This is a genomic window from Ponticaulis koreensis DSM 19734, assembly GCF_000420665.1.
GTDB lineage: Bacteria > Pseudomonadota > Alphaproteobacteria > Caulobacterales > Hyphomonadaceae > Ponticaulis > Ponticaulis koreensis.
Window position 1 is genome coordinate 367,386 of record NZ_ATVJ01000002.1, and the last position, 26,006, is coordinate 393,391.

General features: G+C 53.9%; 22 protein-coding genes and 1 tRNA gene. 17 read left to right on the forward strand and 6 right to left on the reverse strand.

Features of this window, described 5'->3' with window-relative positions; all coding sequences use genetic code 11:
* Nucleotides 1-124: 124 nt before the first annotated feature.
* The gene (locus tag G523_RS0113555; RefSeq protein ID WP_162141054.1) at nucleotides 125-1,285 is read left to right on the forward strand and encodes a polysaccharide biosynthesis protein; all 1,161 of its coding nucleotides are present in this window, start codon (nucleotides 125-127) and stop codon (nucleotides 1,283-1,285) included.
* Here the strand turns inward: G523_RS0113555 and G523_RS0113560 are convergent.
* Nucleotides 1,282-2,442, reverse strand: coding sequence for a DegT/DnrJ/EryC1/StrS family aminotransferase (locus G523_RS0113560; RefSeq protein ID WP_027441756.1), 1,161 nt, complete (start codon nucleotides 2,440-2,442; stop codon nucleotides 1,282-1,284). The genes G523_RS0113555 and G523_RS0113560 overlap by 4 nt on opposite strands.
* A 1,007-nt stretch (nucleotides 2,443-3,449) precedes the next feature.
* On the opposite strand from G523_RS0113560, the gene G523_RS20960 reads away from it, so the two are divergent.
* The gene (locus G523_RS20960; RefSeq protein ID WP_155802748.1) at nucleotides 3,450-3,665 is read left to right on the forward strand and encodes a hypothetical protein; all 216 of its coding nucleotides are present in this window, start codon (nucleotides 3,450-3,452) and stop codon (nucleotides 3,663-3,665) included.
* Between the two features lie 505 nt (nucleotides 3,666-4,170).
* On the opposite strand, the gene G523_RS0113575 is transcribed toward G523_RS20960, so the two are convergent.
* Nucleotides 4,171-4,246 (reverse strand) — tRNA-Trp (locus G523_RS0113575).
* Nucleotides 4,247-4,406: 160 nt separating this feature from the next.
* Between G523_RS0113575 and G523_RS0113580 the strand changes: the two genes are divergently transcribed.
* The 3 genes from G523_RS0113580 (at nucleotide 4,407) to G523_RS0113590 (ending at nucleotide 7,318) form a co-directional block, all read left to right on the forward strand.
* A complete protein-coding gene (locus G523_RS0113580) occupies nucleotides 4,407-4,916 on the forward strand; it encodes a hypothetical protein (RefSeq protein WP_155802751.1) in 510 nt (169 codons plus the stop codon).
* 173 nt (nucleotides 4,917-5,089) lie between these two features.
* A complete protein-coding gene (locus G523_RS0113585) occupies nucleotides 5,090-6,622 on the forward strand; it encodes an acyl-CoA carboxylase subunit beta (RefSeq protein WP_022695610.1) in 1,533 nt (510 codons plus the stop codon).
* A 111-nt stretch (nucleotides 6,623-6,733) separates the two neighbouring features.
* Nucleotides 6,734-7,318 carry a cytochrome c gene (locus G523_RS0113590; protein WP_022695611.1) on the forward strand — a complete coding sequence of 195 codons (585 nt, stop codon included), beginning with the start codon at nucleotides 6,734-6,736 and terminating at the stop codon, nucleotides 7,316-7,318.
* Nucleotides 7,319-7,404: 86 nt separating this feature from the next.
* Here G523_RS0113590 and G523_RS0113595 read toward each other — a convergent pair whose 3' ends face one another.
* Nucleotides 7,405-7,656 carry a hypothetical protein gene (locus G523_RS0113595; protein WP_022695612.1) on the reverse strand — a complete coding sequence of 84 codons (252 nt, stop codon included), beginning with the start codon at nucleotides 7,654-7,656 and terminating at the stop codon, nucleotides 7,405-7,407.
* Nucleotides 7,657-7,885: 229 nt separating this feature from the next.
* Nucleotides 7,886-8,143 carry a hypothetical protein gene (locus G523_RS0113600; protein ID WP_155802754.1) on the reverse strand — a complete coding sequence of 86 codons (258 nt, stop codon included), beginning with the start codon at nucleotides 8,141-8,143 and terminating at the stop codon, nucleotides 7,886-7,888.
* Nucleotides 8,144-8,279: 136 nt separating this feature from the next.
* Here G523_RS0113600 and ccoN point away from each other — a divergent pair, with 136 nt between their 5' ends.
* The 9 genes from ccoN to G523_RS0113645 all read left to right on the forward strand — a co-directional run bounded on the left by ccoN (nucleotide 8,280) and on the right by G523_RS0113645 (nucleotide 18,679).
* A complete protein-coding gene (gene ccoN, locus G523_RS19365; protein ID WP_022695614.1) occupies nucleotides 8,280-9,965 on the forward strand; it encodes a cytochrome-c oxidase, cbb3-type subunit I in 1,686 nt (561 codons plus the stop codon).
* A gap of 12 nt (nucleotides 9,966-9,977) precedes the next feature.
* Nucleotides 9,978-10,754: a cytochrome-c oxidase, cbb3-type subunit II gene (gene ccoO, locus G523_RS0113610; protein WP_022695615.1), complete on the forward strand. Its 777-nt coding sequence runs from the start codon at nucleotides 9,978-9,980 to the stop codon at nucleotides 10,752-10,754.
* A 4-nt stretch (nucleotides 10,755-10,758) separates the two neighbouring features.
* The gene (locus G523_RS0113615; RefSeq protein WP_022695616.1) at nucleotides 10,759-10,923 is read left to right on the forward strand and encodes a cbb3-type cytochrome oxidase subunit 3; all 165 of its coding nucleotides are present in this window, start codon (nucleotides 10,759-10,761) and stop codon (nucleotides 10,921-10,923) included.
* Nucleotides 10,916-11,800: a cytochrome-c oxidase, cbb3-type subunit III gene (gene ccoP, locus G523_RS0113620; protein WP_022695617.1), complete on the forward strand. Its 885-nt coding sequence runs from the start codon at nucleotides 10,916-10,918 to the stop codon at nucleotides 11,798-11,800. The genes G523_RS0113615 and ccoP overlap by 8 nt, the downstream gene beginning before the upstream one ends.
* A gap of 123 nt (nucleotides 11,801-11,923) precedes the next feature.
* The gene (gene ccoG, locus G523_RS0113625; RefSeq protein WP_022695618.1) at nucleotides 11,924-13,357 is read left to right on the forward strand and encodes a cytochrome c oxidase accessory protein CcoG; all 1,434 of its coding nucleotides are present in this window, start codon (nucleotides 11,924-11,926) and stop codon (nucleotides 13,355-13,357) included.
* Nucleotides 13,358-13,362: 5 nt separating this feature from the next.
* Nucleotides 13,363-13,851, forward strand: a complete 489-nt coding sequence (locus G523_RS19370; protein WP_022695619.1) for a FixH family protein — start codon at nucleotides 13,363-13,365, stop codon at nucleotides 13,849-13,851.
* A complete protein-coding gene (locus tag G523_RS0113635; RefSeq protein ID WP_022695620.1) occupies nucleotides 13,839-16,046 on the forward strand; it encodes a heavy metal translocating P-type ATPase in 2,208 nt (735 codons plus the stop codon). Before G523_RS19370 ends, G523_RS0113635 begins: the two co-directional genes overlap by 13 nt.
* On the forward strand, nucleotides 16,043-16,192 hold the full coding sequence (gene ccoS / locus G523_RS0113640) for a cbb3-type cytochrome oxidase assembly protein CcoS (RefSeq protein WP_022695621.1): 150 nt from the start codon (nucleotides 16,043-16,045) through the stop codon (nucleotides 16,190-16,192). Before G523_RS0113635 ends, ccoS begins: the two co-directional genes overlap by 4 nt.
* Before the next feature lie 159 nt (nucleotides 16,193-16,351).
* Nucleotides 16,352-18,679, forward strand: a complete 2,328-nt coding sequence (locus tag G523_RS0113645) for a TonB-dependent receptor (RefSeq protein WP_022695622.1) — start codon at nucleotides 16,352-16,354, stop codon at nucleotides 18,677-18,679.
* Between the two features lie 35 nt (nucleotides 18,680-18,714).
* Here G523_RS0113645 and G523_RS0113650 read toward each other — a convergent pair whose 3' ends face one another.
* Nucleotides 18,715-19,386, reverse strand: coding sequence for a TetR/AcrR family transcriptional regulator (locus G523_RS0113650; RefSeq protein ID WP_022695623.1), 672 nt, complete (start codon nucleotides 19,384-19,386; stop codon nucleotides 18,715-18,717).
* Nucleotides 19,387-19,555: 169 nt separating this feature from the next.
* On the opposite strand from G523_RS0113650, the gene G523_RS0113655 reads away from it, so the two are divergent.
* The 3 genes from G523_RS0113655 to G523_RS19375 all read left to right on the forward strand — a co-directional run bounded on the left by G523_RS0113655 (nucleotide 19,556) and on the right by G523_RS19375 (nucleotide 23,922).
* Complete coding sequence (locus G523_RS0113655; RefSeq protein WP_022695624.1) at nucleotides 19,556-20,419, forward strand: alpha/beta fold hydrolase; 864 nt, start codon at nucleotides 19,556-19,558, stop codon at nucleotides 20,417-20,419.
* Entirely contained in the window at nucleotides 20,419-21,720 is a 1,302-nt protein-coding gene (locus tag G523_RS0113660) for a spinster family MFS transporter (protein ID WP_022695625.1), read from the forward strand. The genes G523_RS0113655 and G523_RS0113660 overlap by 1 nt, the downstream gene beginning before the upstream one ends.
* Before the next feature lie 168 nt (nucleotides 21,721-21,888).
* Nucleotides 21,889-23,922 (forward strand): monooxygenase, encoded by a 2,034-nt coding sequence (locus G523_RS19375; RefSeq protein WP_022695626.1) that lies wholly within the window; start codon nucleotides 21,889-21,891, stop codon nucleotides 23,920-23,922.
* Between the two features lie 121 nt (nucleotides 23,923-24,043).
* Here the strand turns inward: G523_RS19375 and acs are convergent, their stop codons facing one another.
* Complete coding sequence (acs, locus tag G523_RS0113670; protein WP_022695627.1) at nucleotides 24,044-26,002, reverse strand: acetate--CoA ligase; 1,959 nt, start codon at nucleotides 26,000-26,002, stop codon at nucleotides 24,044-24,046.
* Nucleotides 26,003-26,006 lie beyond the last annotated feature (4 nt).

Consider the following 26,006-nt stretch of genomic DNA (forward strand, 5'->3'; position numbering starts at 1 on the left):
TTTTCAATCCTGATTTAAAATATATGCCATAAGAGCCCCGACACTGTTTATGGAAGGCTGTGATTTGCTGAAGCGTCCCACAGAAATGCTCACTCGCCGGTCAGAATCGCTTTTAGCGAAGGACATGGCAGCGAACGCCAATCGTTTGACGGAGGTGTTAGCGGGTAAATCCTGTCTGGTGATTGGTGGCGCTGGCTCAATCGGCAGCGAAACCACTCTTTTGCTCGCGCAATTCCCGCTATCGCGCCTGACGATTATCGATCAGGATGAAAACGGGTTAGCACGACTGGTAAGACGTCTTCGCGGCAATGCATTGGCGCCCGTCGCGGCGCAAATCGACTCGCTTCCCATGGATTATGGCTCGACAGCGTTCTTCGCGATGCTGCAAGCATCAGAGCCATATGACTATATACTGAACTTCGCCGCGCTGAAGCATGTGCGCTCCGAAAAACGGCCCTGGTCCATCTTCGCCATGATGGACACCAACATAATGAAACAGTCCGACCTGCTGTCAGCACTTTCCGAGACGAGCAAGCCGTTCCGCTATTTCAGCGTCTCGACGGACAAGGCGGCTAATCCTGTATCCTTCATGGGTGCCACAAAACGGCTCATGGAACATGTGATGTTCACCGAGGCGGCCAATGTGAGCTCGGCCCGGTTTGCCAATGTCGCTTACTCCCAGGGATCGCTGCTCGAAAGCTTTTGCGACCGGCTGGACAGCGATACCCCTCTCGCAGCCCCGCTTGGTATTGAGCGCTTCTTCTTCACGCTCGAAGAGGCAGGGCAAATGTGCCTGCTGACCGGCATTTTGGGCGAGACTGGAAAAATCTACATTCCCGACCTCTCACCAGAAGAGCACCTTGTCAGCATGGAAACGGCTGCGATCAGCTTTCTTGAGGCCAACGGATACGAAGCAATTGCCTATACCCTCGAAAAGCAGGCCGAAGCATTTTCAGACTTTGCGGAGCTTAAAGCTGCAGGAAAGTGGCCACTTATTCTGACACCATCTGATACGGCAGGTGAAAAGCCGTATGAAGAGTTTGCTGGCGAGAAGGAAACCGTCTCCGATAGCGCGTTCGCGGCCCTCAAGGCTGTAAACTACGCACCCTTCAACTTCGCAGGCAGCGTGAGCGCGCTTTCAGAGAAATTGCGAGAGCTGAAACTCGATACGGCCGCACTTTCACAGCTCTCAACGGATGACATGAAAGCATGGGTGTCCGAAATCGAGCCTGATTTCGAACACCGCCATCTTGGTTCAGAGAAAACGCTGGACGACCGGATCTAGCCGTTAAACGAACGGATCGCTTCGATCACTTTGTCCTGATCGTCTTCGCTGAGATATGGGTGCATTGGCAGCGCCAGCACCGTGTCACGGATCGTGTCGGTAACTGTTAGATTGCCCGCTCCGGCCTTGTACTTCTCATAAGCGCCGTTCACGTGCATCGGAACAGGATAATAAACGGCAGTCGGAACATCGTTTGCACGAAGGTGCGCCTGCAAACCGTCGCGGTTTTCATGTTCGATCACATATTGCGCCCATGTGGACACAACACCGTCCATCACTTGCGGAACAGCCAGAACGTGATCTTTCAGGCCCTCAGCATAGCGGTCAGCGACCTTGTTCCGCAGCTCGATCTCGTCAGCGAAGATATTCAGCTTTTCGATCAGGATCGCCGCCTGAATTGTATCGAGACGTGAATTCATGCCGATCCGCATGTTAAAGTATTTCGGATCGTGTTCGAATTCGACACCTTTCAGATCGCTCGCTGTCACCTTGCCGTGCACACGCACACTATCCATAAGCTCTGCAAGCTGTTCGTCATTCGTGAGAACCGCACCGCCGTCGCCATAGCAGCCAAGCGGCTTTGCCGGGAAAAAGCTCGTCGTCACAACATCAGCCCATTCGCCCGGATGTTTGCCGTTGAGTGTCGTACCATAACCCTGTGCGCTGTCGGCGATGAGCTTCATGCCATACTTGTCAGCAATCTCGCGCATTTTTGGATAGTCGGCTGACTGTCCGAACAAGTCGACAGCAATAATGACTTTCGGTGTCAGTCGACCTTCAGCGATAACCGCGTCGATACACGCAACCAGATGGTCAGGATCCATGTTGTACGTCTCGCGCTTCACATCGACGAAAACCGGTTCCGCACCGAGCCACGGCACAATTTCAGCCGTCGCACAGAATGTGAAGGACGGGCAGAAAACAGCGTCACCCGGCTTCAGTCCCCAGGCCATTAAAGGCAAAGCAAGGGCTTCAGTGCCGTTTGCGCAGCCCAGAGCAATCTTCGTGTTGGAGAATTCAGCCAGCTGCGCCTCGAATGCGCGAACTTCAGGCCCCATGACAAACATGCCGTGCTGCAGCACTTTTTGGATCGCTGCGTCGACTTCTGATTCGATTCGTGCGCGCTGTGCATGAAGGTCGATGAAATGCATGAGAATTACTCCGGAACAGAATGCTGAACTGCCCTCTAGCGGGGATTCACGGAGACTTCCAAACACAAAGCATTCGCGAATGTTTCAATTCGCGACCAGACACACAGCTTTCCGATCGTCATTCAGATGTAAGATTGTTTGGAAACTGGCAGGGGCAGAGAGACTCGAACTCCCGACCCTCGGTTTTGGAGGCTGACAATCCTGAACCATTTTTACTATTAATTTTCAATCTTCTAGAGCCAATTAATTTCATCAGGCAAAAAGAAAAAAATGCTGCGAAATGAGTAGTTACTAACAACGTTGATGGAAAAATTTTGCCGCTGCAACAATGCAATTCTAGGACCCAATTACACTCATCATTGTCCGCGTAAAGTTGCTATATATGCGCTTCACTTGAAGACGGAAACAGTCGAACCTTGGCGAAAAAATCAAAGGTGCTCGATGCGCCGGAACCGAATTTTTTTCTGAAGAAAATCACTCAGAAAATGGTGTTGGTTGATCGAGTCAACGTTCGTGGCCAAACCACACATTTATCGCTTAACAATACGAATCAATTTGGTCATTTCGTCGAAGAAAGACCGAAAGACTTTACCTTTTGGGTATCGAACAAAAAATGAACGAAGTTTCTAACAGAAAAGCAGATTGGAATTCTGATTTCAAATCAACAGAACACCGGCCATCCGCACACGATAACCTTCTGTTTTTAAGAAGATAATCTTTGAGCTACCTAGGTTGAGCCATCAAGTAGATGTTAATAATAGCTAGATTCGTATCCCAAAGCACTTCTTCGACCATGCTCGGAGTGTTGACCAACACTTAGCCATGAAAACATATTGATAGAGTTCCAGCGGGGATCGCAAGCATCCCCGCGTGCTGAAAGTTTGGTCGCGGACAGCACACGGGGCGTTTCTACAACCTGCCAAAGGCGGGCTTAGCAATCGCTTGCTGTCGCATGTTGACATCATCATGGGGCAGATTGTCAAGCTCGCTTGCGGCTACCACAGGAGCCTTATATGGCTTTTGATAGTTCGCGCCGCGCCCCCGGCGCTCCCAGCTCTCGCCTTAGTTTTGAAGATGCAACTGAGGTATGGAAACTGAAACGGCAAGGATGGCTTCAGAGCCGCATCGCTGCACACTTTGATTGCAACCAAGGACGCATCAGCGAGATTTTGAACCGCAAATCGCATGTTGGTTCTGAAAGTGGACATCATGGCGGGACACTGCTGTGAAACACTACATCGTATCATATGACCTAAATCGTCCTGGGCAGTTTTATCAGCCTATTGTCAGCGCATTGAACGAACTTCGCGCGAAACGTATTCAAGGCTCGGTTTGGATCGTAAAGACAAATCTGTCATTGAGTACACTACAGTATCGTCTTTCACCAAAGATCGATCGGTCAGATAATCTAATGATAGCTGAGATGGGAAAGGTCTATTTTGCAGGCCGAGATGCCTCCTCCCACGTCGCATGGGTCAATAGTCCATTCTATGTAAACTCATGGCCTAGACGAGCATAAAACTAAGAAAGGCGTCTTGTTAATCGAGACGCCTTTTTTCTCAAAAGTGCTCTTACTTCCAGTTACTTTCAGCAACAAGGCACAACATAAGCTGTCGTGAGCAAGCCAAAATCTGATGAAAAATTCCATCGAAGCATCGGTTTAGCGATGGAAAATAAAATAAAAACGGCGCTGAGATAAAACGAAATAATCGTTTCATTTCAGCGCCGTACGACTGGCAGGGGCAGAGAGACTCGAACTCCCGACCCTCGGTTTTGGAGACCGATGCTCTACCAACTGAGCTATACCCCTAAGGCCAGAGCGCGTTGCTATGATGAATTTCCGCAAATTGCAAGTGACCGATTGGACGAGAATTGCAAAAATTGCGTCCGATCCCCCGAAACTGACTTATGACTGGTAAATGAACCGGACGTTCAGTCATGGCTCAAATCGGGTCTGCCAGATTGAACTCATGATGAAGCCTATCATGAAAACCGGAGTGGTTTCTGTTGCGTTGGCTGCGGCAACCCTCCTCATCCCTGCAGCTCATGCGCAAGAGCGCGGTGAGCGAAACCGAGACCGATTTGAACCACGTCACGAACAAACGCATCGTGGCTATGAACCGAACCATCGCGATAACCGCGACTGGCGACGCGGTCGCGGCGACCGTTTCGAGTTGACACGTCGCGAGCGACGTCGGGTCGTTAATCAGTGCGAACGCGCTGCAGATGACCGCGCCGACTGGTCTACACGTCGCGGTCGCGCTCACACAGAATTTGTCGGTCGACCTTATGTCCGTCAGTTCGGTCCGGCGGGTTACGAAGTTGAGGGCGCCGTTCGCGTTTCCACACGCCGCGGCTCTAACATTGTGCCTGTTGAATGCACCATCCGTCGCGGCCGTGTCGTCGATCTCGATATGAACCCGCGCCGTGGTCGCGGGCACCATAACGATCATGGTCGTCGCTATACATCCCGCTACTAATCAGCGCTTTTCAACGTATTGGCAGGGCCTGAACACTTCCCGACCGGCAGTGTTCAGGTCGCTGCCATTTAGTCACAAGAGTATATCTAAAGGTCGCAGTATTCACGATACATCCTTGCCATTCATGGCGAGGTATATATCAAAGCCTGAAAATAAATGTTCAGGGGCTCGATATGAAAGATATCCTCGAAGCGTTAGAAGCGAAGAGAGAACAGGCACGACTTGGCGGCGGTCAGAAGCGAATTGATCGTCAGCACGAGAAAGGCAAACTGACTGCACGTGAGCGCATCGAGCTCCTTCTCGACGAAGGTTCATTCGAAGAGTGGGACATGTTTGTCGAGCATACCTGCAATGATTTCGGCATGTCTGATCAGAAAACTCCGGGTGATGGTGTTGTCACCGGTTGGGGCACGATCAACGGCCGCATGGTCTATGTCTTCTCTAAAGATTTCACTGTATTCGGCGGATCTCTATCCAAGGCACACGCTTCCAAGATCGTAAAAGTTCAGAAGGCCGCTATGAAGAATGGCGCGCCCGTTATCGGTCTGTTTGATGCCGGAGGCGCGCGCATTCAGGAAGGCGTTGATTCGCTGGCCGGTTACGCTGATATTTTCATGGAGAACGTCCTGTCTTCAGGCGTGATTCCTCAAATCTCAGTGATCATGGGCCCTTGTGCTGGCGGCGACGTGTATTCTCCGGCGATGACCGATTTCATCTTCATGGTGAAGGACACGTCTTACATGTACGTGACCGGTCCGGACGTTGTTAAAACTGTCACCAACGAGAACGTATCCCACGAAGAACTGGGCGGTGCGCGCGTGCACGCTGGAAAGTCTGGTGTTGTCGATGGCGCATTCGATAACGACATTGAAGCGTTGACGCAGATCCGTCGTCTTGTGGATTTCCTCCCTCTTTCAAACCGCGAGAAAGCGCCGGTTCGTCCGAGCTTCGATAATATCGACCGTCTCGAAGACTCCCTCGACACGCTGGTTCCGGACAATCCGAACAAGCCGTATGACATGCGCGAGCTGATCGAGAAGACAGCTGACGAAGGCGACTTCTTCGAGATCGGCAAAGACTTCGGCACAAACATTCTGACCGGCTTTGGCCGCATTGAAGGACAGACGGTTGGCTTTGTCGCAAACCAGCCGCTCAGCCTCGCTGGCGTACTCGACATTGATGCATCCCGTAAGGCTGCGCGTTTTGTGCGTTTCTGCGACTGCTTCAACATTCCGATCGTAACTTATGTCGACGTTCCAGGCTTTATGCCAGGTACCAAGCAGGAGTATGGCGGCCTGATTAAGCACGGCGCGAAACTTCTGTTTGCTTATGCAGAAGCAACCGTTCCGAAAGTTACAGTCATCACGCGTAAGGCTTATGGCGGCGCGTATGATGTTATGAGCTCCAAGCACCTTCGCGGCGACGTGAACTATGCGTGGCCGAAAGCTGAGATTGCCGTGATGGGCGCCAAGGGTGCGGTTGAGATTATCTTCCGCGCCGACATCGGCAATGATGAAAAGATCGCCCAGAAGACTAAGGAATACGAAGACAACTTCGCAAATCCGTTCGTTGCTGCGCGTAAAGGTTATATTGATGACATCATCATGCCGCATTCGACACGTCGCCGCGTGGCTAAAGCACTCCGCCAGCTGAAGACGAAAAACGTCACTAACCCGGCGAAAAAGCACGACAACATCCCGCTCTAGGCGGCGTTTCAAAATCGCAGCTGTCAGAAATGGCAGCTGCGTTACGACGCACCTGAAATCCGTCAGCGTCGAACTATATGCAATCTCACTGTGACAATTCCGGAGGATGACATGCGACTATTTCTGACGACGACGGCACTGGCGCTCACACTCGCTGCATGCGGTGGTGGTTCCGAGGAACCGGCAGCTCCAGCTGAAACAACGACACCAGCAGCAACCGAATCAGCAACGCCGGCACCTGCCCCAGAAACGGAAGCTCCTGCAGTCGAAATCCCGACGGCGGAAGAAGCTGAAGCTACCGTCGAAGACATGGTTGAAGATCTGGAAATCGTTGAGGCGGATTACTCAGAAGCCGTCGCGGCGCTTCCTGAGCCATATAACACGGGCGATTATGAGCGCGGCGAAAGCCTGTTCCGCCAGTGCGCGACATGTCACCTGCTCGATCCGGAAGCTGGCAACCGGGTTGGCCCGAATCTCCACGGCGTTTTCCAACGTGGTGTCGGTGAGCTTGAAGGCTTCAATTACTCGGACGCCGTTCTGGAAGCAGACTTCCAGTGGACTCCGGAACAACTCGATCACTGGCTGGAAAACCCACGTGCATTCTTACCAGGTAACCGCATGTCCTATGCAGGCATGCGTCGTCCGAACGACCGTACGGACCTGATCACGTTCCTTCTGATCAAAACGGAAGAATAGCCAAGGCACCACCCCGCTGAATTCAGACAAAAATAAAGCCCCGTGCAGAGCGCGGGGCTTTTTTCTTACCTGGGAACGATGGCTACTTAGGCCACTTTCGCGAACCTGCGCCAGTAGGACATGAAATGCTCGGCATCCCGGCGTCTCTGGAAAATGACCGACTTTTTGAAACCTTCCCCGTAGGAAGTTGTTTTCACCATAATCACTGGTGCCTCATCCGTCCCCGATGCGCCCGTGCCCATACATTCGCGTTCAGCGGCGAACTGATTCACTGCCTGAAAAAGCTTCGTCTCAGTAGCTGCGTCCTTCAGATCAAACTTAACAACAACGTCTGTCATGATCACCACCCATTCATGCCTTCATTTGGTCATATTCAGGGTGATGCCGCAGTGCAGCAAGGTTTTGAGCGATTTCGGGCTGCGTTGCGTACAGAAATGCACGCTGCCATCGTAAATTCGGTCAGTTGCTGTTCAAAAGTTAATCAAAACCAACAATTTTCTCGACAGAAAAAGGGTGCCTGCTTTCACAGACACCCTCAGGATTCGAAAAATATTTGAAAGTCAGCGCTTAACGGCTGAGAAACGCGCGGCGAACCGTCACAGCGAACGCCCCGATAAGCCCTGTGGCTGCGACATAGCAGCCCGAGCAATGGCCAGAAGATGCTGCATTGAAAGCCAGTTCACCGCCGCCCGATGTGCACATTGGTAAGATAAAACCGGCACCTGTGTCATGACAGGACCGCATTAACAGTCCCGTGATTGCTGTAGTTATGCTGATACCGAGAAGCATTTTGTCGTTTGCCACAAGGCTTCGGATTTCAGTCATCTGCGACTCCATTTAGTTTCCTGAACTCTGAATAGCATAATTTCCATAAGAAGTGTGGGGCCAAATAGTCGCATTTTCTTTAAGAGAAAAGCGTGACAATCCCAGACTCAAACTCGGGTTATTCTCAGAGGGCAAAATGGCAACAACAACCATGCAGAAAAACGGGATCGACTTCAGCGTGCTGACAGTCGGCCTCTTCGTGGGGGTATTCACACTCCTTGCATTAATGGTCGCGGCTTGGTCGCCGGACCCACTATTCAACATTCATGGCTGGCTCAGCCTTGTTATGTGCATCGTCGCAATCCTGGGGATTTGCTTCTGGGCAGCGAACCGCAAAGACGGCAAGCTGTTCGACGAAACGCAGTATGAAGACACACTGATCAAATGGGGCGTTGGTGTCTCAATGTTCTGGGGTGTTGTCGGCATTCTGGTCGGCTTCGTCATTGCGATGCAGCTCACCTTCCCAAGCCTTCTCTATTTTGAAGAGTTCGGCTTCCTAAACTTTGGTCGCCTGCGCCCACTGCACACATCTGCAGTGATCTTTGCGTTTGGTGGTAACGTGCTTCTGGCAACGTCTTTCCACGTTGTTCAGCGCACCTGCCGTACGCGTATTGCTGGCGGCATGTGGCCATGGTTCGTATTCTGGGGTTATCAGGCTTTCATCGTTCTTGCTGCTACCGGTTACGTCATGGGCGTCACTGCAGGCCGCGAGTACGCAGAACCTGAATGGTATGTCGACCTCTGGCTGACTGTCGTATGGGTTGCCTATCTGCTCGTATTCCTCGGCACGATCTGGAAGCGTAAAGAGCCGCACATCTACGTTGCGAACTGGTTCTACCTCGCATTCATCGTAACGATTGCGATGCTTCACATCGTGAACAACCTCGCAGTTCCGATCAGCCCGCTCTCTTCCCAGTCAGTCTCTTTGATGGCTGGTGTACAAGACGCGCTGACACAGTGGTGGTATGGTCACAACGCGGTTGGCTTCTTCCTGACAGCCGGCTTCCTCGCGATCATGTACTACTACATCCCGAAACGTGCAGAGCGTCCGGTTTTCTCGTACCGTCTCTCTATCGTTCACTTCTGGGCTCTGATCTTCATCTACATCTGGGCTGGTCCACACCACCTGCACTATACGGCTTTGCCACAATGGGCGCAGACACTCGGTATGACCTTCTCAATCATGCTGTGGATGCCGAGCTGGGGTGGTATGATCAACGGTCTGATGACCCTGTCTGGCGCGTGGGACAAACTCCGCACTGACCCTGTCATCCGTATGATGGTCGTTTCTCTGGCATTCTACGGCATGTCCACGTTTGAAGGCCCGCTTATGTCAGTTCGCGCGGTGAACTCTCTGTCTCACTACACTGACTGGACAATCGGCCACGTACACTCTGGTGCACTCGGCTGGGTTGGCTTCATCTCCTTCGGTGCTCTTTACTGTCTTGCGCAGTGGATGTGGAAACGTGACCGCCTCTATTCCGCAAACATGGTGGAATGGCACTTCTGGACGGCTACCATCGGTATCGTTCTGTACATCTGCTCCATGTGGGTATCCGGTATCATGGAAGGCCTGATGTGGCGTGCGTACAACGAATTCGGCTTCCTCGAATACACATTCGTCGAGACCGTAGAAGCTAAGCACATCTCCTACATCATCCGTTCGCTCGGTGGCCTTCTCTACCTGGTCGGTGCTCTGATCATGTCGTTCAACATCTACATGACCGCCAAGGGCAAAACCCGCAAAGGTGAGGAAGATCACGTTCACGCTCCAACCAATGATGGCATTCCGGCTCGCGCCGAAGCCGTGCCAGCTGAATAAGGAGACAGACTAATGGCATTGTTTGATAAACACGCCCTGCTCGAGAAGCACTCTATGCTCCTCACAGTCGGCATCCTCGTTGTCGTCGCCATTGGCGGTATCATCGAGATCGCTCCGCTCTTCTATCTGAGCAACACGATCGAGCGCGTGAACGGTATGCGTCCATACACGCCACTCGAACTCGCAGGACGCGAAATCTATGTGCGTGAAGGCTGCTATGTCTGCCACTCACAAATGGTTCGCCCGCTGCGTGACGAAGTGGAACGCTATGGTCACTATTCTCTGGCTGCAGAGAGCATGTACGACCACCCGTTCCAGTGGGGCTCCAAACGTACAGGTCCTGACCTTGCGCGCGTTGGCGGCAAATACTCCGATGAATGGCACATGGACCACATGCGTGACCCACGCTCTGTCGTTCCGGAATCCATCATGCCGCCATACACGTTCATGGTAGATCGCCCACTCGACTTCAGCCAGGTACAGCAAACCATGCAGGCAATGCGCCTCGTAGGTGTGCCTTACACCGACGCTATGATCGAGAACGCAGAGTACGACCTTCTGGCTCAGGCCAATCCGGACTTTTATCCGAACTCCGGCGACTATGACGGTGCTCTGGTGGATCGTTACACCGAGGCATCAGGTCGGGAAGGTACGGTCACTGTACGTGCATTTGACGGCGACGCCGAAAACATCACCGAGATGGACGCGATGATCGCCTATCTCCAGATGCTCGGCACACTGGTCGACTTCGAAACTTACGAAGCCGACAGCCTGCAGAACCGGAGATAGCATCATGAACTATGAAACGCTTTCCAGTTTCGCACAGACCTGGGGACTGCTCTACTTCGTAGTGTTGTTCCTCGGGGCCTGCACTTACGCCCTCTGGCCGTCCAAAAAGTCCGAATTCGAACGGGCAGCTAACCTCCCTCTGATCGACGAGGAGCCTATCAATGAGTGAACATGATAAAGACGTTGATGCTGCAACCGGTGTAGAAACCACTGGTCACGAATGGGACGGCATCAGAGAGCTCAATAACCCGCTTCCACGCTGGTGGCTCTACATCTTCTACATCACGATCGTATGGGCCGTGGTCTATTGGATCTTCATGCCAGCATGGCCGGCACTGCCTGGAATGGGAACGAACACTCCGGGTATTCGTAACCACTCTGACCGTGCTCTGGTCGCTGAAAGCATCGACGCTCTGCGTTCTGCACGCGCTGAAAACGGAGCGGCTCTGATCGAAGCGTCTGTTGAGGACATCCTTGCCGATCAGGACCTTCGTCAGTTCGCAATGGCGGCTGGTGAAAGTGCTTTTGGTGACAACTGTGCGACTTGCCATGGCGCAGGTGGACGCGGTGCACCGGGTTACCCTACCCTTGCTGACGATGTGTGGCTTTGGGGCGGTGGTCTGGACGAAATCCAGCACACAATCACCTATGGCGTCCGTCAGGAGAATATGGAGAGCCGTTTCTCCATGATGCCTGCATTCGGTCGCGATCAGGTTCTCAGCGCTGAAGAGATCACGAATGTTGCGCACTATGTTCGCACACTCTCCGGTCTCGAAGAGCCATCTGACGCCTCTATCGCGGGTCAGGAAGTGTACGAGTGGAACTGTGTCGCATGTCACGGTGAAGCTGGCACTGGAGATCAACTCCAGGGCGCACCTGACCTTACAGACCGTGACTGGCTCTATGGCAGTGACATGGCTACTGTTCAGGCGACCATCTACAATCCACGCAACAGCGCAATGCCTGCGTGGGGTGAACGCCTCGACGAAACAACCGTCAAAGCCCTTGCTGTATATGTCTATGCATTAAGCGGCAGCGAAGGCTGATTTGATTAGAAAAGGCCCGGTTCGCCGGGCCTTTTTTTGTGAGGGTGTGACAAGATACCATCACGTATTTCTAACTTTCTTGTTTTAGAAAGTTCTAAAATACAAACTGGGAAGTCGAGTACAATGACAGCTCTCAAACCTACCCCGCCATCCGATGCGCAACCTATGTACAAGAAGCGCGAGCCGGTTCACCCGAAGCTCGTCAGCGGTAAGTTTCGCTCCTTCAAATTTGCGTTTATGGCGCTCGCGCTGGCGGTATATTATGGCCTGCCATGGATACGCTGGGATCGTGGCCCTGATGCGCCGGATCAGGCCATCCTGTTCTTCGCTGATGGTAAGTTCTATTTCGGCCCGATCGAGATCTGGCCGCAGGAAGTCTACTACATCACCGGCATTCTCATTCTGTCGTCTTTCGGCCTGTTTCTGGTGACCTCGCTGTTCGGGCGTGTCTGGTGTGGCTATGCCTGTCCGCAAACAGTCTGGACCGATCTCTACATCGCCGTTGAGCGCTTCTTCGAGGGCGACCGCAACAAACGCATTAAGCTTGATCGCGCGCCCTGGACCCTCAACAAGATCTGGCGCAAAGTTGCCAAACACGCTGTCTGGCTACTGATCGCAGCTGCAACCGGCGGTGCGCTCGTCTTCTATTTCCACGATGCGCCTTCCCTCGCTTATAACTTCTTCACAGGACACGCGCCGACGACGGCTTACGTCTTCGTGGGCATTCTGACCTTCACGACCTATTCGCTGGCAGGCACAATGCGCGAGCAGGTCTGCACCTATCTTTGTCCATGGCCCCGCATTCAGGCGGCGCTGACCGACGAAGACGCACTCAACGTCACCTATCGTTGGGATCGCGGCGAACCTCGTGGTCCGCACAAAAAGTCTGAAACATGGGAAGGACGCGGCGATTGCGTAGACTGTAATGCCTGCGTCACCGCCTGCCCTATGGGTATTGATATCCGAAACGGCGCCCAGCTGGAGTGCATTCACTGTGCGCTCTGTATCGACGCCTGTGACGACATCATGAAAAAGGTTGGTCGCCCGACCGGCCTCATTGCATATGACACAGACAAGAACGTTGAACTGCGCGCAGCTGGAAAACCGGCCCAGAAGTTCCGCCTGTTCCGTCCGCGTGTTATCATTTATGCGGTTCTGATCAGCGCCATCACGGCTCTCATGGCGTATGGCCTGCTCACACGCTCCACCTTCGAGCTGAACGTCCTCAAAGACCGCTCACCATCCTTCGTGCAGCTGTCTGACGGTCGCATTCAGAACGGCTACGCAATCAAGCTGGTGAATAAGCGGATCGATCCAAAAAACATCCGACTGGAAGTGACCGGAATCGAAGGCGCAGACGTCTCACTTGTGGGCGAAGAGCACGGAGATCTCGACGTTGAAATCCCTGGTGAGGGTGTGACACGTTTCCGCATGATCATCAAAATCCCTGAAGATGCAGTGGATGGTAATGACCGGCTTCGCATTGTCGCAATTGACACAGAGACCGGAGAGCAGGACTCTAATTTCATTCCATTCTCCAGCCCACGAAGGAACTGACCTCAATGAAGATCGGTCGTCTCAACGGATATCACGTACTGTTCATGCTGCTCGGCTTTTTCGGCGTAATGATCATCGTGAACGTCATCTTCACCGTGTATGCGGTGCGGTCGTTTCCGGGCGAACAGGTCGAGCAATCCTACATTCAGGGCCTGAACTATAATCAGGCCCTTGAAGACCGCGCTCGTCAGGAAGAACTGGGCTGGTCGACGCAGGTCGGTCTTGAACCAACAGAAAGTGGCAGCCCAATGCTGATCACTTACTGGCTGGACGAATTCGAGAACGGCATCACCCAGCTTGAGGTGTCGGCTACACTCACCCGTCCAGCTACGCGAGAAGGCCAACGAATTGTCGATCTCAGCGCAAATGGTCCGGGCCGTTATGAGGTCATTCTGACTGACCTCGAAACCGGCGACTGGAACGCCGAAATAACCGCACAATCACCCGACGGTGAAACCGTCACAGCTCATAAGTCACTCACATGGACACGCTGACCTCTGCTGATCTGCCCCTTGGGGAAACCGCACCACCTCAAACAAGCGCGCGTCCCTTTGTTCGCGAAAAGAATGGACGTAGCGAACTGATACTGGCCGTATCCGGCGCCAAGTGCGGCGGCTGCCTGGCTAAGATCGAAAAGAATGTCAGCGCACTCGAAGGTATCGACCACGTCCGCATGAACCTCTCTACCGGGCGCCTCGTGGCAGACTGGACGAGCGACGGGTTTAATCCCGACAGAATTATCGAAACGCTCAACGGTCTCGGCTATCCGTCCAAGCCGTTTGATCCGGATCTGGTCGATGCGAGCCGTCAGAAGCGCGAACGCGGTCTTCTATTAGCCATGGCTGTCGCAGGCTTTGCTGCCGCCAATATCATGCTTTTGTCTGTTTCCGTCTGGGCGGGCAAAGGCGAGATGTCCGATGCGACGCGCACCCTGCTCCACTGGGTCTCTGCTGCGATTGCTATTCCAACGGTCGCATTCTCGGGCCGTCCATTCTTCTCGTCTGCGCTCGGCGCACTGCGCGGCGGACACGTGAATATGGACGTACCAATCTCGCTGGCCGTCCTGCTGGCGACTGGCCTCAGCATTTACGAGACAATCCATCACGGCGAGCATTCCTATTTCGACGCCGCGGTCATGCTGCTCTTCTTCCTGTTGATCGGGCGCTTCCTTGAAGCCCGACTACAGCGGCAGGCCTATAAAGCCGCAGACGATCTGGCCGCTATGCAAGCGGTTACCGTCTCGCGCAGGCTTGAAGACGGCTCGATCGAAACGGTTGCATCGGGTTCGCTGGGCGTTGGCGATACGCTGATCATTTCGACAGGTGAGCGCCTGCCGGTAGACGCCGACCTTATGAGCGCGGAAGCATCGCTCAACACGAGTTTGGTCACCGGTGAAGTCATGCCTCAGCTGGAACCACAAGGCACACGCATTTACGCCGGCAGCGTCAATCTTGGCGCGCCTATCGAGGTTGCTGTCGCCACCACCACAGACGATTCCTTGATCGGCGAAATCAGCCGTCTTTTGGATGTGGGCGAACAGAAACGCTCCAAATATCGCCAGATCGCAGACAAGGCCGCCGAACTCTATGTGCCTATCGTGCACACGCTTGCCGCGGTTGCCTTCATCGGCTGGTTCATCATCAGCGGAGATGTACGGACCGCGCTCTTCACTGCAATCTCCGTACTGGTGATTACCTGCCCTTGCGCGCTGGCGCTTGCTGCGCCTGTTGTGCAAATCGTCGCTGCAGGACGTCTTTTCCGCGCAAACGCCTTTCTGAAATCCGGTGACGCACTGGAACGCATTGCTGCGTGCGATCACATAGTCTTCGACAAAACCGGCACGCTGACAGAACTCACACCACACTTCGACGATACAGAAGAATCCCGTGAAACTCTGAACCTTGCGGCACACCTTGCGCGTGCCAGCCGACACCCGCTATCTCGCGCGGTTGTGCAGGCAGCCTGCCCCGGCCCCGTCGCAGAGAATGTCGAGGAGCATAAAGGCCTCGGCCTGTCGGGTCTGATTGATGGCAAGGAAGCACGCCTCGGCTCCTGGGAATGGGTCAGCGCAGAAAACGGCGCGGCGCCGGAAGACAATGTAAGTCTCTGGTTCTGGATCGACGGCAGCGCCCCTGCGCCGCTCCATCTGACCGAAGACATCAAGAAAGGCGCAAAAGAGCTCCTGCATTCACTTGATGAGCTGGGCGTGACTTATGAGATTTGCTCAGGTGACCATCCGGCTCGCGTCGAAGAGGTAGCCGCTCGGGTCGGCGTTCAAAACTTTACTGGCGGCATCAAACCTGTCGGCAAGGCAGAACGCGTCGATGCGCTGAGCGTTGAAGGCCATAAGGTTCTCATGATTGGCGACGGACTGAATGACGCCGGTGCACTTGCATCATCGCATGCAGCCCTTGCCCCCGGCGGAGCGCTGGACGCAGCACGAACAGCGAGCGATGCGGTCTATTCAGGCGAGTCGCTTGAGAACATAGCGACCGTTATCCGTGTCGCCCGTTCAGCTCAGGGACGAATCAAAGAGAATTTCGGTCTGGCTGTGATTTATAATCTGATCGCAGTTCCAATTGCGCTTCTTGGGTTTGTCACACCGCTCATCGCTGCGATTGCGATGTCAGGCTCCTCCATCGTCGTGACGCTGAATGCGCTACGCGTAGCTTCAGGAAAAACCAAATGACCGCGCTTCTATTTTTGATTCCCGTGGCGCTGGGTATGGGCCTGATCGGCCTTGCGGCATTCTTCTGGTCTATGAAGACAGGTCAGTTCGATGACCCGCAAGGCTCAGCCGAACGCATACTTCATGACGAAGATCGTCCGCTATAGGGCGAAACGCTCCATCTGAACTCCCCCGTTGAGCGAGATAGTCATTAAACTTTTGGCTATCGTGCTTATTCCCGATTGACATAACACATCTGCCACGGCAGTTATTCAACAATTGTTGAATTCCCAGCATAAAGAGCTGGGCATCATGGGGAGAGAAAGATGATCCGCACTCGCCTTGCGCTAATCGCGCTTGCCACTACCGCATTTTCACCTATCGCCGCCTTCGCTCAGGAAGCTGAAACCGAAACCGTTCAGGAAGCCCGTTTTGGCACTGTTCAGGTCACGGCGCAGCGTCGTGAAGAAAGCCAGCTGGACGTTCCACTGTCCGTATCTGCTTTCGACGGCGGTCTGCTTGCCGACCTCGGCGTCACTGACCTGACCGAAGTCGCGAAAATCACACCAAACGTCACGCTGGAAGTTTCGCGCGGCACCAACACAACTCTGTCCGCATTCATTCGCGGCGTCGGTCAGCAGGACCCGGTTGCAGGCTTTGAGGCCGGCGTCGGTATCTACATCGATGACGTCTACCTGAACCGTCCGCAGGGCGCGGTTCTCGACGTATTCGACGTTGAGCGTATCGAGGTTCTGCGTGGCCCACAGGGTACGCTCTACGGCCGTAACACAATCGGTGGCGCAGTTAAGTACGTGACAAGCGGACTTTCCGACACACCTACACTGGACGGTCGTTTCGCCGTTGGTTCTTACCAACAGCATGACATTGTTCTTTCCGGCAGCACGCCGCTTTCAGACACGTTCCGCATCGGCGGCGCAGTCGCGTCCCTGAACCGCGATGGTTTTGGTGAAAATCTCGTCACTGGCGAAGACAACTACAACAAAGAAGTTCTGTCCGCGCGCGTATCCGCTGAGTGGGACGTCACAGAAGACTTCCAGCTTCGCTTCTCTGCTGACCGTACAGAAGACGATTCTGCACCACGTCAGGGCCACCGTCTGACCCCAGGTCTCCTGACAGGCGCACCGGTTCTCGGAAACGTTTATGACACGCGTGCTGGCCTGAATGTTGTATCTCAGGATGTTGAAGCTATGGGTGCGTCCCTGACAGCTGAATTCCGCCTGAACGACAACATCACGCTTCGCAACATCCTCGCTTACCGCGAAGATGAAAGCGTCACGCCTATCGATTTCGACAGCCTTCCAGCTGCTGACCTCGACGTCCCTGCGATCTACGCGAACGACCAGTTCTCTGAAGAATTCCAGATTCTCTATGAAGGCGACCGCCTCAACGGTCTCGTCGGCGTCTACTATCTCGATGCAAACGCTTCGACTGTATTCGACGTTCTGCTCGACACAACAGGTCAGCTTCTTGGCCTGCCAGGTCTGAACGCTCAGACCTTCGGTGACGTGAACACAGAAACATGGTCTGTCTTCGGTGACTTCACATACGACGTAACCGACCGTTTCGCGGTCACACTCGGCGCGCGTTACACAGAAGACAAACGTACATCTCAGGTACTGCGTCGTACATATATTGGCGGCTTCTCTGAATTCTTCGGCGGTAGCCCGATCCTGATTGCAACAACATCAGACTTTGACGGCTCTGCGGATTTCTCTGACTTCAGCCCTCGTCTCTCTCTCGCATATGATCTGACTGACGACAGCAATGTCTACTTCACATATGCACAGGGCTTCAAAGGCGGCGGCTTCGACCCTCGCGGTCAGACTAGCGCTGCTCCGGACCTTGATCAGGACGGTATCGTGTCGCCTCAGGAACAGTTCGAATTCATGCAATTCGATCCGGAAGAAGTCGACAGCTTTGAAGTCGGTTACAAAGCGAGCCAGTTCGGCGGCCTGCTGAACTACTCTGTCGCAGCCTTCACATCTGACTACTCAGACGTACAGATCCCGGGCTCTATCGGTGTTGACACAGACAATGACGGCGTCAACGACACCTTCACAGGCGTAACAACAAACGCTGGTGCCGCGACTATCTGGGGTATCGAGTTTGAGGGTAATGCCACATTCGCTCAGGACGTGATCAATGACGGCGACCTGTTCAATGCAAGCTGGTCTCTCGGCTACCTCGATGCGTCATACGACGAATACATCGACGCATTCGGTAACGACGTTGCTGATCAGCGCGTGATCCAGAATACACCAGACTGGACTGCAAGCCTGCGTCTTGCTTACGACACGCCGTTCAACCTCGGCATGAATGAAGGCAACCTGCTTGCAAACGTCATGGCGTCTTACCGCGGCGACTCCAGCCAGTTCGAGACACCAAGCGCTTACCTCGATCAGGAAGCCTACACTCTGCTCGACGCGTCTATCCGCTGGGAAACAGCTGACGGCCGCTATGGTCTGACACTGTCCGGTAAAAACCTCACAGACGAGCGTTACATCGTTGCTGGCTACAACTTCACCAACGAAGCGACTAACCCGCCAACACCGACACTCGGTCTCGAAGGCACACTGACAGGCTTCTACGGTGACCCGCGCACTGTAACTCTCGGCTTCGACTTCTCGTTCTAATCGGGAAGTACAGCTAAAACGAAGAACGGCGACGCTTAAAGCGTCGCCGTTTCTTTTTCACTTGCTGCAATCATGTCCGAGAAACCTGCAGCAACGAAGTCAACTATGTAGTCACACGCATCGGGCAGATCATCAGACTTACAAAGATCATTCGACAGATGGTCGATACGTCCGGTCTGGGCAAAGGCCAGCGTCAGCGCACCGGATAGGCAGTGATAGCCCCAATAGACGCTTTTATCCGGAACCCCTGGAAGCGCCGTTTTGAGAACGGCGAGAAACCGGTGGATCATCGGATCGAAAAATTGCGTCATCAGCGTGCCGCCCCATTCCGGCGAACTGTTCACATACGCGATCAAGGCGTAATAGCTTTTCCAGCCGGGCTCCTGAACCTGAGATCGCTTGAATAGCGGTTCGAAATAGGCGCGAATAATGTCTTTAACGTCAGGCGGGTTCGGCGCCGCTTTCTGTACGGTGGCCTCCAGCGCCTCAAGACGCCAGCTGTTGAGAATCTGCGCACGGCGAAGCAGCACCGCGTCGAACAAATCCCGCTTCGGACCGAAATGGTAATTGGCCAACGCCACATCGACACCAGCCTCTTTGGCAATGGCGCGTAGCGTTACACCGTCATAGCCATGCTTGGCGAAGAGGTTCTCCGCTGCGTTCAGAATAGCTTCGCGCTTATCCTGCTTTTTGTTTTCTGCCGCCATGACCCAACGTTAGCTCCCCTATTATTTTTATTCAGTTAGCGGACTACACCTGCAAAGGCAAAACTCTGCCTGAAAAAGCTTGCGCTCCCGCGTCCAGAGTCTAGAATTTCAACAATTGTTGAAGACGTAAAGAGGGCAATGCCTGATAGGTCTTCTGGGAGGCAAAAAATTGGATATCTACTATCGCTCGGGCGATGGTCTGAAGCTGTACGCGAAAAGTTACGGCCCGGACGACGCCCCTGTGACGGCGTTGTGCATGCACGGGCTCACGCGCAATCACAAAGACTTCGAACCTATGATAAACGCGTTGCTCGAAAGCGGCACGAATGTTCGTTTCATCGCAGTCGATGTGCGCGGACGCGGGCTTTCCGAACGCGATACCAATCCGGTGAACTATTCCCCTGCGATTTATGCGCAGGACATGATTGCCCTGCTCGACCACCTCGAAATTGAGAAAGTGAAACTGGTCGGCACCAGCATGGGCGGGCTCATGTCCATGGTGCTGATGACCATGATCCCCCATCGAATTGAAGGCGTCGTCCTGAACGATATCGGGCCTGTGCTCCAGAAAGAAGGCCTTGATCGCATCCAGAATTATGTCGGCGGCACACTGCAAAAAGACAGCTGGGAAGCTGCAGCCAAAGCCGTTGAGGATGTCCAGCGTTCCGCATTCCCTGACTACACGCATGAAGACTGGATGGCGTTTGCCCGTCGCACTTATCGAGAGCTGGACGATGGACGTGTCGAACTCGACTATGATCCTGAAATCTCGCGCACTGTGAAAGAAGTGCGTCCGAACATTTTCACCAATATGGCGATGTGGAAGCTCTTCAAAGCAATGAAGCCTGTCCCGCTACTTTTGGTGCGCGGCGAAATCTCTGACCTCCTGTCAGACAAGAATGCCCGAAAAATGGTCCGCAAACACGGCAATGCGGAACTCGTTACTGTGCCGCGCGTCGGCCACACCCCTCTACTGGACGAACCTGTTGTGCAGGGTGCGCTCCGTCCATTTCTCGAACAGGGAGCCAGCTAATGTCTGACATCCAAACAACAGCAGAACCGGTCACAAACAAAGTAAAGGGCCGCGCCTGGGTTCTGGCCGTCCTGACGATGGTCTACACCTTCAACCACCTCGACCGTCAGGTCATCATCACGGTGCTCGAACCGATCAAAGCAGCGATGCAGCTATCCGACCAACAGCTCGGTCTGCTGACGGGCCTAAGCTTCGCTCTGGTCTACGCTACGCTCGGCATTCCAGTCGCCTATCTGGCTGACCGGTCTAACCGCCGGAATATCATCGCGCTCGCCCTGCTCGTCTGGTCCGGCGCGACCGCTGTCTGCGGCGTCACACAAAACTTCTGGCAACTCTTCCTGGCCCGTATGGGCGTGGGCATTGGTGAAGCAGGCGGCACACCTCCCGCGACATCGATGATCTCCGATCTTTATGCCCCGCGTGAGCGAGCCATGGCGCTCGGCATCTACACGACCGGTATCGGCTTCGGCATTATGCTCGGCTATATCGTTGGCGCTCTCGTTTATGCCAACTTTGGCTGGCGCGCCGCATTCTTTGCAGCGGGCGTTCCAGGCATTCTCCTCGCTGTAATTCTCCGTTTTACCGTGAAAGAGCCACAACGCGGCATTTCCGAAAATCGCCATACGGACACAACCGAACCCGCTCCAAGCATGATGGAGACGTTCCGCTTCATGATGAGCCAGTCGTCATACATGTTCCTTCTGCTGGGCTGCCTGCTTATCTGCGTCTCCGCGAACGCTTATGTCGCGTTCACATCAAGCCATTTGCAGCGCACGTATGATCTTCAGCCACAGGATGTTGCTATCCCTCTCGGGCTCCTGATTGGCGGCGTCGGCTCTGTCGGTGCAATCGTGATTGGCTTCCTTTGTGACAAGCTCTCAGCCAAAGACCTCCGCTGGCGTCCGTGGATTATCGCCGTGACATCTGCAATCGCGCTGCCATTCGCCTTCATGTTTCTCCAAGCGGCGACGCCTATGGAAGCATATATTTGGAATGTAGTGCCGAACTTTGTCGGCCTTATTTATGCCAGTATCGCCTATACTGCTTCGCAGGAACTGGTGAAGCTGCGCATGCGCTCATTCTCATCCGCATTCACTCTGTTCTGCCTGACTCTGATTGGTATCAGTGGTGGACCATGGGTAACAGGCTTCCTTAGCGACATGTTTGCAGCAGGCGGTCATGACGCACCACTGAAGCACGCACTTGAATGGGTACTGCTGTTTAATGGGGCCAGCGTCATCTGTCTGATTCTGGCGGGGATCAACTATCGGACTGACGTTGCGAGAGCGCTCGACGACTAAGCAAAGAGTGAGGCATTTTTGCCTTACAGTGTATAAAAAACGAAAAATATCGCATCGCGATAGTAAGGATTTTAATAGACCGGACTATATTCTTCTTTGGAAAAAAGGTATTAGCTCGCCCAAACAGTGTAGCAAAGTACTACGAAAACATGTCCTCGGGAGAACAACATGATCCGGTCTATCAGGTCCGCTGGCCTAACTAGTGTTGCAGCTATTGCGCTATTTTCTGTAGCCAGCTGCGGTCAAAGCACGTCTACTTCTTCTGACGTTTCCGCTGAAAACTCCGTAGAATCAATAACTCCGGTTGTCCTCGCCGAGTATGCCAGCAACTTTCGTCTGAATGACGAGACTGGCTACGCGCACGAGCTTTTCTACTATGCGGACGTCCCAGCTTCAGTGATCGTAACGCAATGTAACGGTTGCGAAGCATCTGATCAGGTCATGACAGCCGTCTCCGAACTCGCTGAACGCTATTCAGAGCACGACATTCCATTCTATGCGCTGAACTCTACGATCGGTACGACGCGTGAAGACATCGCGGCAGCCGTAGAGGAGAACGGTTGGACGATCCCAGTTCTACTTGACCGCACCCAGCTAGTTGGTGAGCAAATCGGCGCAAGCCGCGCAGGCGAAGTGTTTATCTATTCACCACTCGAGGGCTTCAAGCTCGTGTATCATGGTGACGTAGCTGACGATGCGAGCAATATCGCAGCCGTTCTGGATCAACTGATCGCGGAAGAAGAAGTCACAATTGCTTCTTCTCAGCCAACCGGTCAGCCCATCAGCTTCCCAGCTCGCAACGAGCCGCTCTCCGTTTCTTACGCTAACGATGTCGCACCAGTTCTGATCGAAAACTGTGTCGAGTGCCACACGACTGGCGGCATCGCGCCATGGGCCATGACCGACTATGAAACTGTCGTCGGCTGGGCGCCAATGATGCGTGAAGTCATGATGACCAAGCGTATGCCGCCATGGTCATTTGACGAGACTATCCGCGAAGTCGAGCACAGCCGCTCGCTCTCCACCGAAGAATACCAGACGGTCATCCGCTGGATTGAAGCAGGCACACCACGTGGCGAAGGCGAAGACCCACTGCCAAGCGTCGAATTCGAAGTACCTGAATGGCCGCTCGGTGAGCCGGATCTCGTTCTGGAAATTGATCCATTCGATATTCCTGCGACAGGCGTTGTGGAATACCAGTACCCAGTTGTTGCAAATCCACTGACTGAAGATCACTGGCTGCGTGCAACGACCATCCAGCCTGGAACACGCGATACCGTTCACCACGCTCTGACTGGCTACATGTCCGAAATGCCGCCTCCGGGCGCGACGGATACGTTCGGCCGCTGGGAATTCTCTACCGGCACATATGCTGTTGGTGAAGAATCCATGATCCACCCGGACAATTCCGGCGTTCCATTCCCAGCTGGTGGCGCAATCGGTTTCCAGATGCACTACACGCCGAACGGTCGCGAAGTGACCGACTACACACGTGTTGGTTTCTATTTCCATGACGAGCAGCCAGAGCTTTACACACGCAGCTATGTGATCGTCGATCCGACCATCACAATCCCACCGGGCGAAGAACGCCACGAGGAAATTGCTTATGTAGAGTTCCCTGCTGACGCGGAACTTCTCGGCGTTTATCCACACGCTCACTATCGTGCGCGCTCCATGTACATGGAACTCATCCGCACAACCGGCGAAACTGAAATCGTTATCAACTCGCCGCGTTATGACTTCAACTGGCAGTTCGACTATCGCCTCTCTGATCCGATCATGATCAATGCAGGTGACCGTCTCGTCGCTCACTATTTCTACGACAACTCTGAGCGCAACTTCGCTAACCCTGATCCAACCTCAACCATCACATGGGGCGACCAGTCATTCGAAGAAATGATGTACACCCGCCTCACATACCGCTGGGTCGGTGAAACCACAGCGGATCCGATGACCGAGACTCAAGAAGAGCTCGAACGCGGTATGCTGTTCGGTGCACTCGATGATGACCTTGACGGTCTGGTAGAGGCGGAAGAAATGAACCGCGGCATGTTCGGCATGATGGCCGCGCCTATGATGGGTCGCTTTGATGAAGATGGCGATGGCGCACTTTCCCGTGACGAAATGGGTGCTGCCATGGAAATGATGATGCGTCAGCAGTTCCGTCAGCAACAGGCTGGCGCAACAGGCGGCGACAACTAATCTGCTTCCACTAATCGTAGAAGAAAAAAAGGGCGATGATCACACGATCATCGCCCTTTAGGTTGCGGAGCCGTACCTTCTTTGCAGTTCGGGACGGCATCACGGGAGACAGTATCTGAACCTATCGGTTCATGCGGTTCTCAATGAGCTGCGGCACAACTTCAGGCTCAGCGAGTGTCGATGTATCGCCCAGCGAGCCGTAATCATTCTCTGCAATCTTGCGCAGGATACGGCGCATAATTTTGCCGGAACGCGTCTTCGGCAAACCCGGTGCAAACTGGATGAGATCAGGGCTGGCAATCGGGCCAATCTCGGTACGGACCCATTTGACCAGATCCTTCCGGATTTCCTCACTCGGTTCTACGCCGGCAATAAGCGTGACATAGGCATAGATGCCCTGCCCTTTGATATCGTGCGGATATCCGACCACAGCGGCTTCAGACACCATGTCGTGAGCCACCAGCGCACTTTCCACTTCAGCAGTACCCATGCGGTGACCTGAGACGTTGATAACGTCATCCACGCGGCCCGTGATCCAGAAATATCCGTCTTCATCTCGGCGCGCGCCATCACCAGTGAAGTAGCGCCCCGGATAGGTTGAGAAATAGGTCTGGAAGAAGCGCTCATGGTCCCCATAAACCGTGCGCATCTGGCCCGGCCATGAGTCTGTGATGCAGAGATTGCCATCGACAGCGCCTTCAAGCTCTTTGCCATCAGAATCCACAAGGATCGGCTTAATGCCAAAGAACGGACGTGTCGCGGACCCCGGCTTCAGATCGGTCGCGCCCGGCAGCGGCGTAATCATAATGCCGCCTGTTTCGGTCTGCCACCAGGTATCAACAATCGGGCAACGGCCCTCGCCGACGACGTTGTAATACCAGAGCCATGCCTCAGGGTTGATCGGCTCACCGACCGACCCGAGAATGCGGAGCGACTTACGGCTGGTCTTTTTGACGAAGTCTTCGCCTTCGCGCATTAGCGCACGAATAGCCGTTGGCGCAGTGTAGAAGATGTTCACCTGGTGCTTATCCACGACCCGCCAGAAGCGTGATGCATCCGGATAGCTCGGGACGCCTTCAAACATCAGCGTCTGAGCACCGTTCGCGAGCGGACCGTAAATGATATAGCTGTGTCCTGTGACCCAGCCCACATCCGCCGTACACCAATACACGTCACCGTCTTTGTAATCGAAGACATATTCGTGCGTCATGCTCGCCCAGACGAGATAACCGCCAGTGGTGTGCAGAACGCCCTTTGGCTTACCCGTTGAACCAGAGGTGTAGAGAATGAAGAGCGGATCTTCCGCATTCATCGGCTCAGGATCACAGAACTCGTCCACGCCGGCTGCCGCTTCGTGCCACCAGACATCGCGGCCACCTTTCATCGGGACCTGATTACCTGTGTGCTCAACAACAAGAACCTTCTCGACGCCAAGCGCGTGCTTGAGGGCGGCGTCTACATTCTTTTTAAGCGGGACGATTTTAGAACCGCGAAGCCCCTCGTCAGCCGTAATGACGACCGTGGAATCACAGTCATTGATACGACCAGCAAGAGCTTCCGGTGAGAAACCGCCAAAAACGATCGAGTGAACCGCACCGATACGCGCACATGCGAGCATCGCGTAAGCCGCCTCAAGGATCATCGGCAGATAGATCGTAACACGATCACCCTTTTTAACGCCTAGCTTTTTCAGCACATTGGCAAAGCGGCAAACATGCTCGTGAAGCTGGTGGTAAGTGATCGTCTTAGCAACGCTCGGGTCATCACCCTCCCAGATAATGGCTGGCTGGTCGCCGCGCGTCTCCAGATGGCGGTCAATGCAGTTATAGCTGACATTAAGCTCGCCATCCTCATACCAGCGAATATGCAGATCCGACTGATCGTAAGAGACATCTTTCACCTTGGAGTAAGGCTTGCTCCAGTCCAGTCTTTTGCCTGCTTCGCCCCAGAATGCGTCCGGGTCGTCCACGCTCTTCTGGTACATTTCCAGATACTTTGCGTTATCGACCTTTGCCGCATCTGCGATCTCAGCAGGAACAGGGAATACCGCCTGTTCTGTATTGCTGTTACCGTCTGCCATGCCT